Genomic DNA, 15,102 nt, shown 5'->3' on the forward strand with positions numbered 1-15,102 from the left:
ATGAGATGAAGGAACCGGTATTCGTCTTTGTTTTTGCTCGGGGGCAAGGTACTCTGCTTTGTTTCAGCCCTAGAGCCTGTCCAACGTCAAGGAGATGAACCATGAACGCATTAGACAATCCCCAGACCATCGCCCCCTCAAACTTTGGAGCCTTCTCCGAACCGCATACTGATCTGCGCGACTGGCTGGAGCGCGTCGAGGGCATCGGCGAGCTCTTACGTGTCTCCGGCGTCGACTGGAAGCTTGAAATGGGCGCCGTCGCAGAGATGATCTATCACGCGCACCCCGAGAACCCGCCTGCGATCCTCTTTGAAAGCATCCCCGGCTACCCTCCCGGCTTCCGCGTTCTCTCCGGGATGACCAATTCGCCACAGCGGCTGGCGCTTACACTCGGTCTCCCCCTGTCCAAGCGTCCTCTCGACATCGTCCGCGCATATCGCGACCGCATGAAGAACTTCCAGCTCATCGACAACGTCTTTGTAAAAGCCGGCGCCGCACTCGAAAACGTTGACCGCGACGAGGATGTTGACCTCTACAAATTCCCAGTGCCCTTCCTGCACGAGTTGGACGGCGGCCGCTACATCGGTACGGCCGACCTCGTCATCATGAAAGATCCCGACACCGGTTGGGTAAACGTCGGCACCTACCGAGCCCAGGTGCACGACCGCAACACGCTCGGTTTGTGGATGTCACCCGGCAAGCATGGACGCATCATCCGCGAGAAGTACTTCAAGATGGGCAAACCCTGCCCCGTCGTCGTCTGCTGCGGCCACGATCCGCTGCTCTTTCTCTCATCCGGCAACGAAGTCAGCTACGGTGTCGCTGAGTTTGCCCATGCTGGTGGCCATCGCGGCGCTCCTTTCGATACGCTCAAGAGCGAGCTCTTCGGCCTGCCGATGCCTGCCAACGCGGAGATCGTCCTCGAGGGCGAAATTCTGCCCGACGACCTTCGGATTGAAGGCCCCTTCGGGGAGTGGACAGGCTACTATGCCAGCGCCGAACGCGCCGACAACGTCCTCCGTATCAAGCGCGCCTACTACCGCAATGATCCCATCCTCACCATGGCCTGCCCCATGCGGCCGCCCTCCGACTACACCCTTAGCAAGTGCGTCATCAAGTCCGCCATGATCTGGGATCAGGTCGAGCGCGCCGGACTCTCTGGCGTCGAGGGCGTCTGGTGCCACGAGGCCGGCGGTGGCAGGCTCTTCAACGTTATCTCCATCAAACAGGCCTACGCAGGACACGCTCGTCAGGCCGCTATGCTCGCTGCCAATGTTCACGCCGGAAACTACCTCGGCCGCTTCGTCGTCGTCGTCGACCACGACATCGACCCAAGCAACACCTTCGACCTCCTCTGGGCCATGGCGACGCGTTGCGACCCCAGCGAAGACATCGAGTTCATTCGTCAAGCCTGGAGCGGCCCGCTCGACCCGCGAAAACGTGCCGGTGAGGCCCACAACTCCCGCGGCGTCATCATGGCAGTACGACCCTACGAATGGATGAAGGAATTTCCGCCGGTCGCCGAGTCCAGCGTGGAGCTTCGATCCGAAACCCTGCGCAAGTGGGGCCACCTCCTCAAACACGCCTAGTCCACCCATGGCCCTGAAAGCAGGGAAGCGCATACGAATTCCCGCTACTTCCTTAACGTGTCAGCCTCACCGAGGAGAACCAAATGCCGGGCGTCCCGATTTCCATGGCAATCAGCAACTACGACCACGTCGCAGATCTGCTAAACAACCGCGTACGAATCGAAGGCGTTAACTTGACCCCGATGGAACTGCCCATCGAAGAGGTCTTTTTCCGCATGTTCTCCTTTGGCGAATGGGACGTCTCCGAATTCTCCATGGCGAAGTATGTCTCTTTGGTCGGCGCAGGCACCCAGCCTTTTCGCGCTATCCCCGTCTTTCCTTCCCGCGTCTTCCGTCAGTCGGCCCTGTATGTCGCCTCACGCGGCGCTCTCGGCACTCCCCAAGACCTCGCGGGCCGTCGCGTCGGTATACCGGAGTGGGCGCAGACAGCGGGGGTCTACGCTCGCGCCTTCCTGCAGCATCAATGCGGTGTCAATCTCGCCGATATCCATTGGGTACAGTCCGGCGTCAACCAGGCAGGGCGAACTGAAAAGGTGGAGCTCTCCCTCCCTGCCGGAGTCAAGATCGAAACTGCACACAATCGCTCCCTCAACGAAATGCTATTGGCCGGCGATCTCGATGCCATCATCTCCGCTCGTGAGCCAGCCGCGTTCCTCGCACGCGATCCCCGCATCGCCCGTCTCTGGCCCGACTACCGTGCCATCGAAGAGGACTACTACCGGCAGACAGGCGTTTTCCCGATCATGCACGTCATCGTCATCAAGAACGAGACTCTCGCCCGTCACCCTTGGATCGCTATGAACCTCTTTCGTGCATTCGAGGAAGCCAAGGCCAACAGCTTGCGGCGGCTCTCGAGCATCGTCAACTCGCGCATCGCTATTCCCTGGTCGCATCACGCGTACGACCGCGCCCAGGAGGTCCTAGGCGACAACTTCTGGCCCTACGGAATCGACGCCAACCGAAAGACGCTCGACGCCTTCCTCCAGTTCTGCAACGAGCAGGGAGTTACCCAGCGGAGAGTAACGATCGAAGAATTATTCCCCGCCGAAGTAAGCAAATTTTTCAAAGTCTAGAGCGATGCAACATCGCTTACCACCCCGAACCTATCCCTTCGACATCGCCATCCTGCCCCGAATGTTAGAGAAGGATTAGGAACTCTATATTGTCTTTGTGTGTCTATTCCGTCCTTCGCCTGTTCTAGCCGGCGGTCTACACCTGCTTCGACCATCGTCCATCAGTCCTCAACCGTCTTCTTGGTATCCATGTTGAACTTGATCCCGGACTTAGCGAGCTCAGCCAAGTACAACTCGAGCACTTGCGGGTCCTCATCCTGATACTCGATCATGTTGCCGCCCTTCTTGACGTCTAGCGAGTCCAACATGTGGGTATACCCGCCGCCGCCCAGGCCCTCCATAAACCACCTGCCATCGCCGCCCCAGTTCGGTGCTATGTATCGCGCAGCATCGCGGCCCGTGTTGAAGTGCTGATGAAACCATCCATCCGGGGGACCGTCAAACTTCCATCCACCCAGTCCACCCTTCTCTTAAGGGGTGCGTCGGAGTAACGGTTCGATCCCTTCCAGAACAGCGTGTAGCCCTGGCCATTCAGCGTCAACACATGCGACCCTGGACCGTGTCGGTGTGCCATTTTGTACGTTCCCGTTGAAAACTCCGAGATGTGCGTTTGCATGGTGTTGTTTGAAAGCTCCAGTTCGATCCTCGAATTCCCCTTGCCCCGCGACGACGAGCGCTTTACCCCGATCGAGCGCGCATCCTCGATAAAGCTCCCATGGAACGTGTACACGCCCTTCGAACTCTCGGCGCTCTTCACATTCTTCATGTGCAGCTTATCGTCACCACTCTTCAAAAAGTCGCCCGCCGTATCGAAGCGGTCGCGAAAAACATAATCGTTGTTGAACACGAAATCGGCGTTATGGAAAAGATCGATCGCAACCGGCGCATTATTCACCGAAACAAAGCGCGCCGGCTTGCTCCCGCGATTGATGTGTCGCCGCCACATGTTCAGTGGCGGTCCCAACACGCTGCCCGCCTTCCACTGCACCGAATACTTGTGGCCCTTGGGCACCCACAGTTCGGACTCACCCTCTCCATCCAGGAAGTAGAGCGTCTCTTCAAATAGGTAGCGTTGCGGTTTCGTCGCCGCACCAGGAGGCAGCTCGCACACGTACGCTGTATTCACCCCCTCGCCGCCGATTAGGTTCACATGCGCTCCGAACCCGCCCACCCTGCCCCAGGGTTTCAGCTCCAGCGCCCGCAGGTCCGAGATCGCGAACTCCCGGTACACCGGAATGCCCTCCGTCTTTAGCCACTCCGCGTAGGAGTCGAAGTTCGTCTGATTGGGATCGTATCCTTCATCGATGCTCGCCGCATGATGTGAATCATGCCCGTGGGCAGCCGTCTTCGTTTGAGCATGTGCCGCCTGTCCCAGCAGAGAGTACGTTGCCGCAAGGCTAAACGCGCCGTCGGCGGCGCGTTGTACAAACTCTCGCCGGGAGATCCGGCCTAACCTGAGATCCATCGCAATGTCTTTTGGGCTTCTCACGTATTCTCCTATGGGTTGCGCGGCGCCCCTCAAGAGGATGCACCGGTCAGTATCGAAGAGGTTCCGCATCCACATCAGAATGCCGGCTCTGTTTGCGCTAACTGCTAAACGACTAATACCTCGAATATGAACTCAAGCTGGCTAAAGGGGAGAAGATCTCGGCATTTCATCTTTGTTTCTCCTCTAAAGCAATGGCGTAAAATTAGGAAAGTGGAAAGGAATAAGGGTGCCCGTGAACGAACTCTCGGACATGGGTTTGATCAAACCACAACCTTCACACCGACATTTCTCAAAAGACAACCTTAGCTCCAAACTGAATCTGCCTTGACGTCGTCAACGTAGGCGCAGGTAACTGCCCGGCCGAAGTAAGGATGCCTCCTGATTTGTTGAACAGGCCCGTAGCCACTGTGCGGAAGTTCGTGTGATTCAGCACATTGAAGGCTTCCGCCCGAAGCTGCACGTTGTACTTATCGTGAATCAAAGGAATGTTCTTGAACACGGAAGCATCCACGTCGACATACTTGGGTCCGCGCAGGGTGTTTCGTCCCAGGTCGCCAAGAACGCCGGGAGCGGGAAAGGAAAAGCAACTCGTCTTAATGTAGTTCGAGGGTTGACCCGGGTTGATTGCGTTTGTCGTGCAACCCGGCGCTGGGTTGAAGTTCGGTCTCTGGCCGCCAGCGCTGCTATGCGTACGGCTGTTTCCAGTGAATGCCTGGTCCGACGTCAGCCGAACCGAGAACGGCTCGCCCGAATGGTATTGCGTAATCCCGCCGAGCTGCCATCCTCCCGCGACTCCCCGGGCCACGCCGCGCAAACTCGAAGGCACAGGAATGTTCCATTGACCGTTGACGATCAGGTTATTCGTAATGTTGTAGTCGGAGACGCCCTTCTGCAGCTTCAGATCGAAGGCATAGGAAGGCCCCACGGTGTTGTCATATTCGTTGTCGCTGAAGGTGGCCGATCCTTCGTCCATACTTTTGGCCCATGTATATGTTCCCTGCAGCGCAAAGCCATGCGTCAACTGTTTACTGATGTTCGTCAACAGGCCGTGGTATACCGAGTAATCGCTCCACACCATTCCTTCGATGCGACCGTAGAGCGGATTGATCCGCTGGATGTTGCTCGTCTTTCCTCCTTCTGGAATCGGAAAGATAAGCTGCCCGTTCGGCGCGGTCGTAACTAGCGACGGCGGAACCTGGTCCATATCGTCGATGTTCAGCGGGATATGTACTGAGTGAGATCCCACATATCCAATCGTCAGCGCGGTGTCCGAAGTAAGCTGCTGCTGTACGCTCAGGTTCCACGCCTGGTTGTAAGCGCGCGGTGGATTTTGCTGCACGTACACCACCTCCGAAGACTGCGGAGTCAGTAGATTCAGGCCGCCATTGGGGAACGCGCTGCCCGGCGGGTTCTGCGCCACGCCCGTGACATAGAAGGGAACACCGTGCGTTCGGTTCACGAACAGGTACGGCAGAGGCATCACGTCATAAAGCCCGAACGAGGCGCGGATGGAGGTCTTCCCGTTTCCAAACGGGTCGAACGCTGCACCGAGACGCGGAGCAAAGTTCAGGTGGTTCCCATTTCCGATGAAAGAACCCCCGAGCCGTGGGAGCGCATCCGTAAGGTTGATCAGCGTCGCAACCTTGCCGTTGGCCTCATTCACCGGCGTATTCGTCTCGTAACGGAGCCCCGCCGTGATCGTCAATTTTGGGGTCACGCGGTACACATCCTGTGCATACGCCCCGTACACGTCGCTCCCCAGACTCCGCCCTCCGTTTGTCCCCGGCTGGTCGGACGAGAAGGTCAACGGAATGTTCTCGAGCAGGTCCTGTACAGAGCCGAAGTCCCACTCGCCGAACGGCAGATTCACCGAGCTGAAATTATCCGTGATCCGCTCGAAGCTGAAGCCGAACTGCAGCGTATGATTGCCGCGCACCCAGTTCAGGTCGTCCGAGGCCTGGTACGAGATGAAGTGGAAGATGTCCGCGCCGGACGCTCCCAGGCCGCCCGCCGTCAGCAGCGTACCGGCAGTCAATACGCCAACTGGTTTATTCGGAACGAAACCCAGCGAAGTGTCCGTAGCTATAGGTGACAACGCCGATGTATCTTCCGAGTCCGTCGCATACGTGTGGCTCACCCCCAGACGCGCGGTGTTCAACAGATTCGGAGTGAAGAAATGCTGTAGCGACAACGCGACGTTGTCATGGTTCGAAGGCGAGCCGGTCAGCTTCTGGTTGAACAGGTCCGGAGCAACCAGCGAGGACGTGTCCCACTGGTAGCTGGCAGAAAATGTCGTAGTCGGTGACAGGTTGAAATCGACCTTTCCGACCGCATAATACTCATGGCCCGTCTGTGCGCCGGGAAATGTGTAGAAAGCCGTCCCATCCCCGTTGTCCTTTCCATTCGCTACCGGGAATACCGCCAGAAAAGGCTGGATGCTGGCCGAAATGGGCACCGTGATGGTCCCTGAGCCGTTCGGGTTCGGCACCACCCCCATGCGCGCGGAGTTCGAAAGCGTCAACGAGTTCTCCGAAAGGCTTAGCGCTTGCTGCAGGCCTTCAAAGTTTCCGAAGAAGAAGATCTTGTCTCTCTTGATCGGACCGCCGATAGCACCACCATATTGATAGCGATGGAACGGCGGCACACTGGGTCCGTCAAAGTAGTTCCGCGCATCGAGCGCGCTGTTCCGGAAGAACCCGAAGCCGGTCCCGTGAAAATTGTTCGTCCCTGACTTGAACGCCGCGTTGATCACCCCTCCTGACGTCATTCCGTATTGCGCCGAAAACCCACTCGTCAACACTGCGAACTCGCGTACCGCATCCACCCCGAGGTTCACATTCAGGCCACTCCCCGGGGACGAGTTGGCATAGTCGTTTACGATGAGCCCATCCACTAGGTACAGGTTCTCCGTCGGCCGGTTGCCTGAAATGTACAGATTCTGTCCATTGCCACGCGCCGCACGCGAGTTCGTAGGCGACCCCTGCGTCGATTGCTGCCCCAGTCCCCCGACTACCCCCGCCTGCAGCGTCGCCAGTTGCAGCCAGTCGCGCCCGTTCAGAGGAAGCTCCCGGATCATGTGCTCGCCCACTACGCCGCTGATTGCCGAAGAGGCGGTATCCACCTGCGGAGCTTGATCCGTCACCACCACCGTCTCCGACACCGCACCAGGCTGCAGCGACAGGTTTACCGTGATCGTCGCGCCCACCGTCAGATCCACACCTTGTCGGATCTCCGCTTTGAACCCCGTCGAGATTGCCTGGAGTTTGTACGATCCAGCCGGCAAGCCCGCAACCTCGTACCCTCCATTTCCCCCGACGTCACCGTCCGCGTCGCCCCCGTCCCAGTGTTCGTTACCGAAACCTTCGCACCAGCGATCTGCGCACCGCTCGAATCGGACACGATGCCCAGAATCGTTCCACTGGTTCTCTGTCCAAGCACATATCCAGGCAGAGCCAGCAAAAACAGCCAAAGTACCACTATTTGAACAGCAAAATTCCGTTTCGTGCACTTCATCTCGACCCCCAGTTTTCAACCTCTGCTATGTGCCGCCTTCTAAACTGCCGATCCCGTCGCCTTGAAAGCGCCTCTTCGGTCGGAAGGCCTCAACCCTCCTTCGTCGCGACAACTTGGGGTATAGGCGGGGGCAGCGTGAAATGCTCTCCATTGGCGACCCCGGCTTTGGAAATGGCGGTCCGCAGAGCACTGGATCTACCCTCTTTAATCTTCGGCATGAACTTATACCTTTCGAGCGATTCACGTGTCAACAAGCATTTTTCGCTTCCTGGATGTCTTCACCGTTTCAAGCACCGGCGTCCCACCCCGCATCCCTACAATCTCTTCTATTTATAGGACCGTGACGACCGTCAAATACCTCTGCTGCCTCCAAATTTATCCCAGCACGATTAGCAGATAGCGCCCATCTCGGCGCTTTGAGAAACATCCACATATCTCTCTAGCCTGATTTGGTATAAAGTAAGACCGTGAGCTTACATTCACATGAGGTCATAGACATGGCAGATGATCTTCTTATCGATGGTTCCTTCAAAATCGTGGGGGTGAAGCGGCGCCGCGTTCACGAGCCTGTCGCCGACCAGATCCGGCAGGCCATCTTCCGCGGTCTCATCGCCCCCGGCCACAAACTGCCCCCCGAACGCGAGATGGCCGAGCAGTTTCAGACCAGTCGTGTTGCTCTCCGGGAGGCCCTCCGCGCCCTCGAAAAGGAAGGGCTCATCACCATCAAACGCGGCGCAGGCGGCGGGGCGTTCGTCGCAGACTTCGACAACGCCCTCAACGCCCTTGCAGAGTCCCTCAATACCGTCGTCAAGCTTGGCTCCGCGAAGAGCGCCAACCTCACCGAGATGCGCTCCATCCTCGAGCCGGAGATCACCCGGCTCGCTACCTCACGCGCCACTCCCGAAGACCTCCTCGCCATCGAAGCCATTGTCATCGCCCAGGAAAAAGAGCTCGAAGGCGGAGAGCTCAGCCGGAAGCTCGACATGGACTTCCATCGCTGCGTCGCCGAAGCCGCTCACAACCCCGTTATGAACATCGTCGTCAACGCCGTCAATCAGTCCATCCGCGACTCCATCCTCCGCTCCAAACGCACTCAGGAGATGCGTACCCGTGTCGTGCAATACCACCGCGACATCTTCGAGGCCGTCCGAAGCGGCGACGCTGACCTCGCAAAGCGCGTCATGAGCTCTCACGTCGTCGACGTTCAATGCCACCTCGAGACCTCCGACCATGAGTGATCTCATCCCCCGTCTCTCGACCCGCGACATGCCGCCAGAGCTCGTCGCATTTCTGCGCCCCCGCGTCGAGCGTCTGGGCTACCTCGGAGAATTCTTCCAATGCACCGCCCACCAGCCCGAGGCTCTCCTCGCCTTCCTCGAGTTCACCGAACACCTCAAACACGCCCTGCCCAACAACCTCACCGAGCTCGTCGCCCTCACCATCGCCGTCTTCATGGATAACGCCTACGAGCAAGTCCAGCATGAGCGCCTTTCCCTCAAACTCGGCTTCAGCCAGCAGTGGCTCCGCGATGTGCTCAGCCTCGCGCCCGACGATCCCGGCCCCCTCTCCGAACAGGAGCGGCTCGTCCAGCGCCTTGTCCTCTCCGCCGTCCGGAGCGGAGGCCGCAGCGCCGCCCCCGAATTCAAAGCCGTCACCGAAGCCATCGGCCCCGCCCAGGCCATCGCCATTCTCATGCTCATCGGCCGGTACATGTCGCACGCGCTCATCGTCAACACGCTCAACCTCGCTGCCCCCCGCTTCCCATCCCGCCCCTGGAGAACGGCCTTTGACCACGTCTGAACAACGCCCACTCTGGATCTCTGAATCGGAAGTAGTCTCCATGATGGACATCCCCGGCGCCATCGCTGCCCTGGAGCGCGGTCTGCTCGCCGAGGCCCAGGGAACCGCCTACAACATGGTCAAGACCCACGCCGAATGGGACGGTTCCACCCTCCACGCCATCGGCGCCGTCTTCCCCACCATAGGCATCTGCGGAACGAAGACCTGGACCCATACCCCCGCAGGAGCCACACCGCTCCTCATCCTCTTCGACACCAACACCGGCGCTCTCAAATGCATCATCGAAGCCTTCGCCCTCGGGCAGATGCGCACCGCCGCGGCGTCCGGCGTCGCCACCCGTTGGCTCGCAGAACCCGCTGCCAACAGCTTCGCCATCATCGGCACCGGCAAACAGGCGATCACCCAGGTCGCCGCCGTGCTCGCGGTGCGACCCATCCGCGACATCCGCGTCTTCAGCCGCGATCCCGTTCACCGCACCCAGTTCGTCACCCGCCTGCGGTCCGAGTTCCAGGTTGAAGTCGCCGACGTTGCCAGCGTCAGGAAGGCCGTCGAGAACGCCTCCATCATCACCGTCGCCACTCGCGCCTCCGACCCCATCCTCACCGCCGATATGCTCCGGCCTGGCGCCCATGTAAACTCCGTCGGGGCCATCGTGCCCAGCCGCGCCGAGGTAGCCCAGGACGTCCTCGCCCGCTCCACCCGCGTCGTCACCGACAGCATCCCTCAGGCACAGAAGCTCTCCCGTGAGATGGTCGAATTCTTTGGTGAGGACCCCGCCCGATGGAGCGCAGTCCGGCCCCTCGCGGCCATCGTCGCCGACCAGGCATCACGCTCCGCCTCCGACGACCTGACCCTCTTCAAAGCGCTTGGCGTCGGCATATCCGATCTCTCGCTCGGCATCGAGCTCTATCGCCAAGCGCTCGCCTCCGGGCTAGGCTACGCGTTCTCTCCGCCTCAGCGCATGTCGCCCCGTCTCGGCCGCGCGTCGCCGGGCAGCGCAGGGCGATGAAGCAGCGCGCACCGTCAAAGGAGGAACGAACGATGCAGCAAAGCGGCGGGTCTTACTTCCCAAAACTCACGGAATTGTTGGAGCAAATCCAGATCAAGGATAGGTGTGCTCAACCCCGCTTCATTTTGGGTCGTCATCCTGAACGAAGTGAAAGATCGCCGCAGTTCGTTTTTGTTCTTTTTTCACCCGCAATGTTCAACTACTCCGACTCAGACATAGCGCGCAAGCAGCTCTCCCACTTCGCGGCGGTGACCCGTGCATAGCGTAAACGCCATCAAGATTCTCCTCGCCCTCCTTCCCTTCGCCACGCTCGTCGCCGGCTTTCTTGTCTTCCGCCTCAGCGCTCTCATGACCGCTATCCTTACCTGCGCGGTCGAGTTCCTCGTCGTCATCGCCTACTACCATCTCTCGCTGGTCAAAAGCATCGAGGCCGCCCTCTGGGGTAACCTCACCATGTGGAGCGTCTTCATCCTCCTCTGGTCCGGGCAGATCTTCGGTCAGACGTTTCGCGCCACCGGCCTCATCCCCGTCCTCCTCGACTCCTTCGGCTCGCTCTCGCCCCTCAGCGATCGCCGCGGCCGCGCCCTCACCCTCGTCACCCTGCTCAGCGCCTTCGTCGGCACCTTCAACCTCTATGCCGTCTACCCCGTCGCCATCCCCGCCCTCGCGGAGCTTGGTTTCGACGGCGTACAGGCCGCCGCCGGATATCTCATCTACGCCTCATGGTGCATCCCTTTCGCCGCTCTCTTTATCGGCGCCGTTATCGCCAGCACGGCCACCGGCCTTCCCGTCGCAGAGATCGCCCGCGCCTCCGGCCTGCTCACCATCCCCTCGTCTTCGTCTCCATCTACGGGACTTACAGAATCCTCGGCTTCCGCTTCCTCGAGCGCGGCAGCCAGACCCTCTTCTGGATCATGTCCCTCAGCAACATCACCGGAATCGTCCTCTTCACCCAGCTTTGGCCCCGCTACCACGAACTCACGCTCATGGCCGGCGGTGTCCTCGCGCTTCCGCTCCTCGCGCTCTACGGCCGTTCCCAGAAGCGCAATCTCCTCCTGAACCCCAGCCTGAATGCCAGCGCCGCAGTCGACACCGCGGCGTCCCTCCGTCCCGTCCTGCGCTACACACGGTCCATGCAGATCAAGGCCTATGTGCCCCTCCTCCTGGCCATCGCCTACGCCATCGTCACACGACTGCCTGCCATAGCCAGGGCGCTCTCGGCGTTCGACTTCTCCGTCGCAGCCTGGGGCTTCAGCCCCGTTCGGATCAATCTCCTCACCACGCCCGCAATCCCTTTGTTCGTCGCCATCGCAACCTGTTACGCCGTCCGCCTGAAAAAGCCAGTTTCATCACCGACTTCGTGCGCGGAACCACACACGGCGCGTCCAGCCTCAGCACGCTCCTCTTCGGCAGCGCCACCGTCTACCTCATGGTCTCCACCAGCCAGATCGTCTTCCTCGGCCAGGTCCTCGCCGGAAGCGGCAAGATGGCCTATCAGGTGCTCGACGCCGTCCTCATCTTCCTCGGCGGTATGACCTTCGGCCAGGGCGCTCCCGCCATCTTCCTCTTCTCCAAAATGCAGGTCACCTCGGCCGTAAAGCTGGGTCTCCCGCTTATCCTGCTGGTCGGCCTTGTCAACCTCGTAGCCATGGGACCAACCAACGCAGTCAAGCCCGCCCTTATCCGCTTTGCCGCCTCTCTCGTCGACGTCAAAGGCCGAGACCGCGACATCTTTCGCATAGGCCTCTACTGGGGACTCATTCAGATCGTCGTCACCACCGCCACCTTCATGCTCCTCGTCCACTTCTGGAAATAACCCTGAACCCAACCGTCATGAGCTCTGAATAGGCCCGCATAGTGAGGGTACGGGCTTCTTCGTAGCTTTGCCTACCTGAGCTTTCGTCACCGCCGATGCTCTTTCGCAGAGCGTCCATCAGGTTCACAACGTTGCCGCGAGAAGGAGGCTGTGCCCCTTCGTCCTGGAGCGCATGAGGGACGCTACGGGGCGATGTGAAGGACGCAAGGCGTATGCGAGCTGTTTGACCCTGCAAACCTCCACGCCTGTCATGGAAGAAGACCATCATCTTAGCCGGATGGCCTCACTGGTCGGTAGGATGACCAATTCGACGTGGCGGCGTTCCGCCTCAAGTTTCACTTCCTTCATAACTGGCAAATGGCCGTACGCTCCGGTGCCGATCACAAGCCGGTGGCATTTCCAGGGTATCTTTTCTTCGCTGGACAGGGGCGTATGCCCAAACTCGTCACTGAATCTCCTGGAAGCTGTCTTCTTGCGTTTGCGGATTTCTCCGCGGTCGATCACCACGTCCTGCTCATACGTACTGCCGTCGATTCGGAGGGTACCGAAGGAAAATTTGTCGAAGTGCATATGCGCCTCCTCGTGCTGCTGTGTTCAGGCGCTCTTTTTTGAGGTGATGGCAGAGAAGGCAGACCAGCGCTGCTCTACCTCGTGACTCCCGCAGTGCGGGCAGGCGGTCTTTTCCGCGTCATGCTCTGCGATGGTCAGAATCTTCGAGAAGTTTACCGAAATGTGCTCGGCATGGAGCTGCTTTACGGCGGAGAACAGGCGAGTTTCTCCTCACTGCGAGCGAACGATTCAGAATCTGCGATCCTAAACCTCGAACGACGAGACACTATGTCGCGCTGGGGCCGGCTGATCTTCCACGTTACGGATGTGGATGCGTTCTGGACACATCTGAAGGAGAAAGGATTTGATCGTGAAATTCCACGGGACGCGTCTTGGGGTGAACGCTATTTCCACGTGCTCGATCCAGATGGCCACGAGCTGTCGTTTGCTCGGCCGCTGTAATGAGTGGCCAAGAGAATGTGTCCAGACGAGATGTGTATGGCGGTAACGGTCGATCAGCGCCTCCCCTCTGCATTGTGCCTGACGGGCATCCCGGAAAGTTGGCCGGAGCAAAGCCGACTTCTGGGGGCCTCAGTTTAAGTGCTCGACTCCGTTCAGGCCGACACAGACTCAATGGAGAGCTTCCGTAGTAGCTTGAAATCGTCAAGCATCTTGCCAGTCCCCAGAACAACGCAGCACAGAGGGTCATCGGCAATCGAGACAGGAAGTCCGGTTTCTTCTCGGATGCGCCTATCCAGGTCCTTCAAGAGCGCGCCACCGCCGGTGAGCACGATGCCGCGGTCGCTGATGTCAGCTGAGAGCTCGGGCGGTATGCGCTCTAGCACCACACGAATGGCGTTCATGAGCGTCGACACCCATTGACTCAATGCCTCGCGGACTTCACTGTCATTCAGAATGACGGTCTTGGGTACCCCTTCAATCAGGCTGCGGCCCTTGATTTCCATCGTCAGCGGCTTCTCGAGCGGGAACGTACTCCCTATTTCAATCTTGATCCGCTCGGCGGTGCGTTCGCCAATCAGCAAGTTATATTTTTGCTTCACGTAAGTCATGATGGCTTCGTCCATTTGGTTTCCTGCCATTCGCAAAGAACGGGCGTACACGATGCCACTCAAAGAGATCACCGCAATATCCGTGGTACCTCCCCCAATATCGATGATCATGCTTCCGGTGGGTTCACTGGTGGGAAGCCCGGCACCAATCGCCGCCACCATGGCCTGGTCCACCAGATAGACCTCGCTGGCTTTCGCGCGGTAAGCTGAGTCCATGACCGCGCGTCTTTCCACCTGCGTGATCTCCGCGGGCACACCAATCACAATGCGTGTATGCACCGACATTTTGCGATTGTGCGCTTTCTGGATAAAGTAATTCAACATCTTCTCGGTCACTTTGAAATCGGCAATGACCCCCTCTTTCAACGGTCGAATTGCAACTATGTGGCCCGGTGTACGGCCCAGCATTTTCTTGGCCTCTCTTCCCACTGCTTCCACCTCACCGCTGTTCTTGTTAATGGCTACGACGGACGGCTCGTTCACCACGATGCCCTTGCCACGAACATAAACTAGTGTGTTGGAGGTTCCCAGATCGATGGCCAGGTCGCTTGAGAGAAGGCTAAAGAGCGGCTTTAGGTTGTGCACGCGCGACGTCCCTGAATAAAAACCACGAGGTGACATACGAATGCTTCTTTCTAAGCTGCCTGTTCAAAAGCAGGATAATCCACCGCAGTTCCTCAGCCTCAGTCCTCGTCGGCCGAATCCAGTCCACCCCAAGAGTGCCCTCCAGTTGGGGTAAGCCTCTTGTTCCTGGATGATGCTGTTGATCACCTGCGGATAGGGTTCGATCCAGCAGGACAAACGGAAGGATCGCAAAATCGATGGATCACCATCCCAAGCCAAAAACAGCTTACTGCGATTGTATCTGTCAATTGTTGCGGGCTGAGTTTTGGCGAAAACTAGCTTTTCCCTAGTAACTCGCCAACTCACCGGGCCTCACCGCTATCAAGCTGACAAGCTGACAAGCTGACAAGCCAAAAACAATAAAGTGAATCCACGCCGTATGGACCCTGCGGCGCCCTCCACCGAACGTGAGTGAACTAGTTTCTTACAGGGGGACGTATGTTCATAGAGCTGATTCCGCTTCTTGGGAGCGGACGGTGATGTTGACAGTCGCTCGTATCGACAAGAATAGAATCCGCATTAACGTGATCCAAACAAGAAAGAGGGAGGATGAAAACGCCGCATTGTGCG

At 58.8% G+C, this 15,102-nt stretch carries 15 protein-coding genes; 9 read left to right on the top strand and 6 right to left on the bottom strand.

The window, feature by feature from the left end; genetic code table 11:
• Positions 1–101 precede the first annotated feature (101 nt).
• Together RBB80_RS00880 and RBB80_RS00885 are read left to right on the top strand one after the other, a co-directional pair.
• Positions 102–1,589, top strand: a complete 1,488-nt coding sequence (locus RBB80_RS00880) for a UbiD family decarboxylase (RefSeq protein WP_433966488.1) — start codon at positions 102–104, stop codon at positions 1,587–1,589.
• A gap of 83 nt (positions 1,590–1,672) precedes the next feature.
• Positions 1,673–2,662: a hypothetical protein gene (locus tag RBB80_RS00885; protein ID WP_433966489.1), complete on the top strand. Its 990-nt coding sequence runs from the start codon at positions 1,673–1,675 to the stop codon at positions 2,660–2,662.
• Between the two features lie 161 nt (positions 2,663–2,823).
• Here RBB80_RS00885 and RBB80_RS00890 read toward each other — a convergent pair whose 3' ends face one another.
• The 3 genes from RBB80_RS00890 to RBB80_RS00900 form a co-directional block, all read right to left on the bottom strand.
• The gene (locus RBB80_RS00890) at positions 2,824–3,003 is read right to left on the bottom strand and encodes a hypothetical protein (RefSeq protein ID WP_433966490.1); all 180 of its coding nucleotides are present in this window, start codon (positions 3,001–3,003) and stop codon (positions 2,824–2,826) included.
• Positions 3,004–3,035: 32 nt separating this feature from the next.
• Entirely contained in the window at positions 3,036–4,151 is a 1,116-nt protein-coding gene (locus RBB80_RS00895; protein ID WP_433966491.1) for a hypothetical protein, read from the bottom strand.
• Positions 4,152–4,440: 289 nt separating this feature from the next.
• Positions 4,441–7,434 carry a TonB-dependent receptor gene (locus RBB80_RS00900; RefSeq protein WP_433966492.1) on the bottom strand — a complete coding sequence of 998 codons (2,994 nt, stop codon included), beginning with the start codon at positions 7,432–7,434 and terminating at the stop codon, positions 4,441–4,443.
• Positions 7,435–8,161: 727 nt separating this feature from the next.
• Between RBB80_RS00900 and RBB80_RS00905 the strand changes: the two genes are divergently transcribed.
• From RBB80_RS00905 to RBB80_RS00925, 5 genes are read left to right on the top strand one after another with little or no spacing between them, the layout of a single operon-like run.
• Positions 8,162–8,902 carry a FadR/GntR family transcriptional regulator gene (locus RBB80_RS00905; RefSeq protein ID WP_433966493.1) on the top strand — a complete coding sequence of 247 codons (741 nt, stop codon included), beginning with the start codon at positions 8,162–8,164 and terminating at the stop codon, positions 8,900–8,902.
• Positions 8,895–9,464, top strand: coding sequence for a carboxymuconolactone decarboxylase family protein (locus RBB80_RS00910; protein WP_433966494.1), 570 nt, complete (start codon positions 8,895–8,897; stop codon positions 9,462–9,464). Before RBB80_RS00905 ends, RBB80_RS00910 begins: the two co-directional genes overlap by 8 nt.
• Positions 9,451–10,473: an ornithine cyclodeaminase family protein gene (locus tag RBB80_RS00915; protein WP_433966495.1), complete on the top strand. Its 1,023-nt coding sequence runs from the start codon at positions 9,451–9,453 to the stop codon at positions 10,471–10,473. The genes RBB80_RS00910 and RBB80_RS00915 overlap by 14 nt, the downstream gene beginning before the upstream one ends.
• A gap of 32 nt (positions 10,474–10,505) precedes the next feature.
• Positions 10,506–10,736: a hypothetical protein gene (locus RBB80_RS00920; protein ID WP_433966496.1), complete on the top strand. Its 231-nt coding sequence runs from the start codon at positions 10,506–10,508 to the stop codon at positions 10,734–10,736.
• Positions 10,729–11,532 (top strand): hypothetical protein, encoded by an 804-nt coding sequence (locus tag RBB80_RS00925; protein WP_433966497.1) that lies wholly within the window; start codon positions 10,729–10,731, stop codon positions 11,530–11,532. The genes RBB80_RS00920 and RBB80_RS00925 overlap by 8 nt, the downstream gene beginning before the upstream one ends.
• A gap of 115 nt (positions 11,533–11,647) precedes the next feature.
• On the opposite strand, the gene RBB80_RS00930 is transcribed toward RBB80_RS00925, so the two are convergent.
• Positions 11,648–11,782 (bottom strand): hypothetical protein, encoded by a 135-nt coding sequence (locus tag RBB80_RS00930; RefSeq protein ID WP_433966498.1) that lies wholly within the window; start codon positions 11,780–11,782, stop codon positions 11,648–11,650.
• A gap of 51 nt (positions 11,783–11,833) precedes the next feature.
• Here RBB80_RS00930 and RBB80_RS00935 point away from each other — a divergent pair, with 51 nt between their 5' ends.
• On the top strand, positions 11,834–12,289 hold the full coding sequence (locus RBB80_RS00935; protein ID WP_433966499.1) for a hypothetical protein: 456 nt from the start codon (positions 11,834–11,836) through the stop codon (positions 12,287–12,289).
• 264 nt (positions 12,290–12,553) lie between these two features.
• Here RBB80_RS00935 and RBB80_RS00940 read toward each other — a convergent pair whose 3' ends face one another.
• Positions 12,554–12,859 carry an MTH938/NDUFAF3 family protein gene (locus tag RBB80_RS00940; protein ID WP_433966500.1) on the bottom strand — a complete coding sequence of 102 codons (306 nt, stop codon included), beginning with the start codon at positions 12,857–12,859 and terminating at the stop codon, positions 12,554–12,556.
• A gap of 171 nt (positions 12,860–13,030) precedes the next feature.
• Here RBB80_RS00940 and RBB80_RS00945 point away from each other — a divergent pair, with 171 nt between their 5' ends.
• Entirely contained in the window at positions 13,031–13,300 is a 270-nt protein-coding gene (locus RBB80_RS00945) for a VOC family protein (RefSeq protein WP_433970038.1), read from the top strand.
• A gap of 152 nt (positions 13,301–13,452) precedes the next feature.
• Here the strand turns inward: RBB80_RS00945 and RBB80_RS00950 are convergent, their stop codons facing one another.
• On the bottom strand, positions 13,453–14,529 hold the full coding sequence (locus RBB80_RS00950) for a rod shape-determining protein (RefSeq protein ID WP_433966501.1): 1,077 nt from the start codon (positions 14,527–14,529) through the stop codon (positions 13,453–13,455).
• Positions 14,530–15,102 lie beyond the last annotated feature (573 nt).

The organism is Tunturiibacter gelidiferens, from assembly GCF_051013345.1.
Lineage (GTDB): Bacteria > Acidobacteriota > Terriglobia > Terriglobales > Acidobacteriaceae > Edaphobacter > Edaphobacter gelidiferens_A.

Coding starts and splice junctions, on each gene's coding strand:
- RBB80_RS00920 (WP_433966496.1), top strand. CDS start 10,506: ATGCAGCAAAGCGGCGGGTCTTACTTCCCAAAACTCACGGAATTGTTG.
- RBB80_RS00930 (WP_433966498.1), bottom strand. CDS start 11,782: ATGGCGACGAACAAAGGGATTGCGGGCGTGGTGAGGAGATTGATCCGA.
- RBB80_RS00950 (WP_433966501.1), bottom strand. CDS start 14,529: ATGTCACCTCGTGGTTTTTATTCAGGGACGTCGCGCGTGCACAACCTA.
- RBB80_RS00910 (WP_433966494.1), top strand. CDS start 8,895: ATGAGTGATCTCATCCCCCGTCTCTCGACCCGCGACATGCCGCCAGAG.
- RBB80_RS00945 (WP_433970038.1), top strand. CDS start 13,031: ATGGAGCTGCTTTACGGCGGAGAACAGGCGAGTTTCTCCTCACTGCGA.
- RBB80_RS00885 (WP_433966489.1), top strand. CDS start 1,673: ATGCCGGGCGTCCCGATTTCCATGGCAATCAGCAACTACGACCACGTC.
- RBB80_RS00880 (WP_433966488.1), top strand. CDS start 102: ATGAACGCATTAGACAATCCCCAGACCATCGCCCCCTCAAACTTTGGA.
- RBB80_RS00890 (WP_433966490.1), bottom strand. CDS start 3,003: ATGGAGGGCCTGGGCGGCGGCGGGTATACCCACATGTTGGACTCGCTA.
- RBB80_RS00905 (WP_433966493.1), top strand. CDS start 8,162: ATGGCAGATGATCTTCTTATCGATGGTTCCTTCAAAATCGTGGGGGTG.
- RBB80_RS00940 (WP_433966500.1), bottom strand. CDS start 12,859: ATGCACTTCGACAAATTTTCCTTCGGTACCCTCCGAATCGACGGCAGT.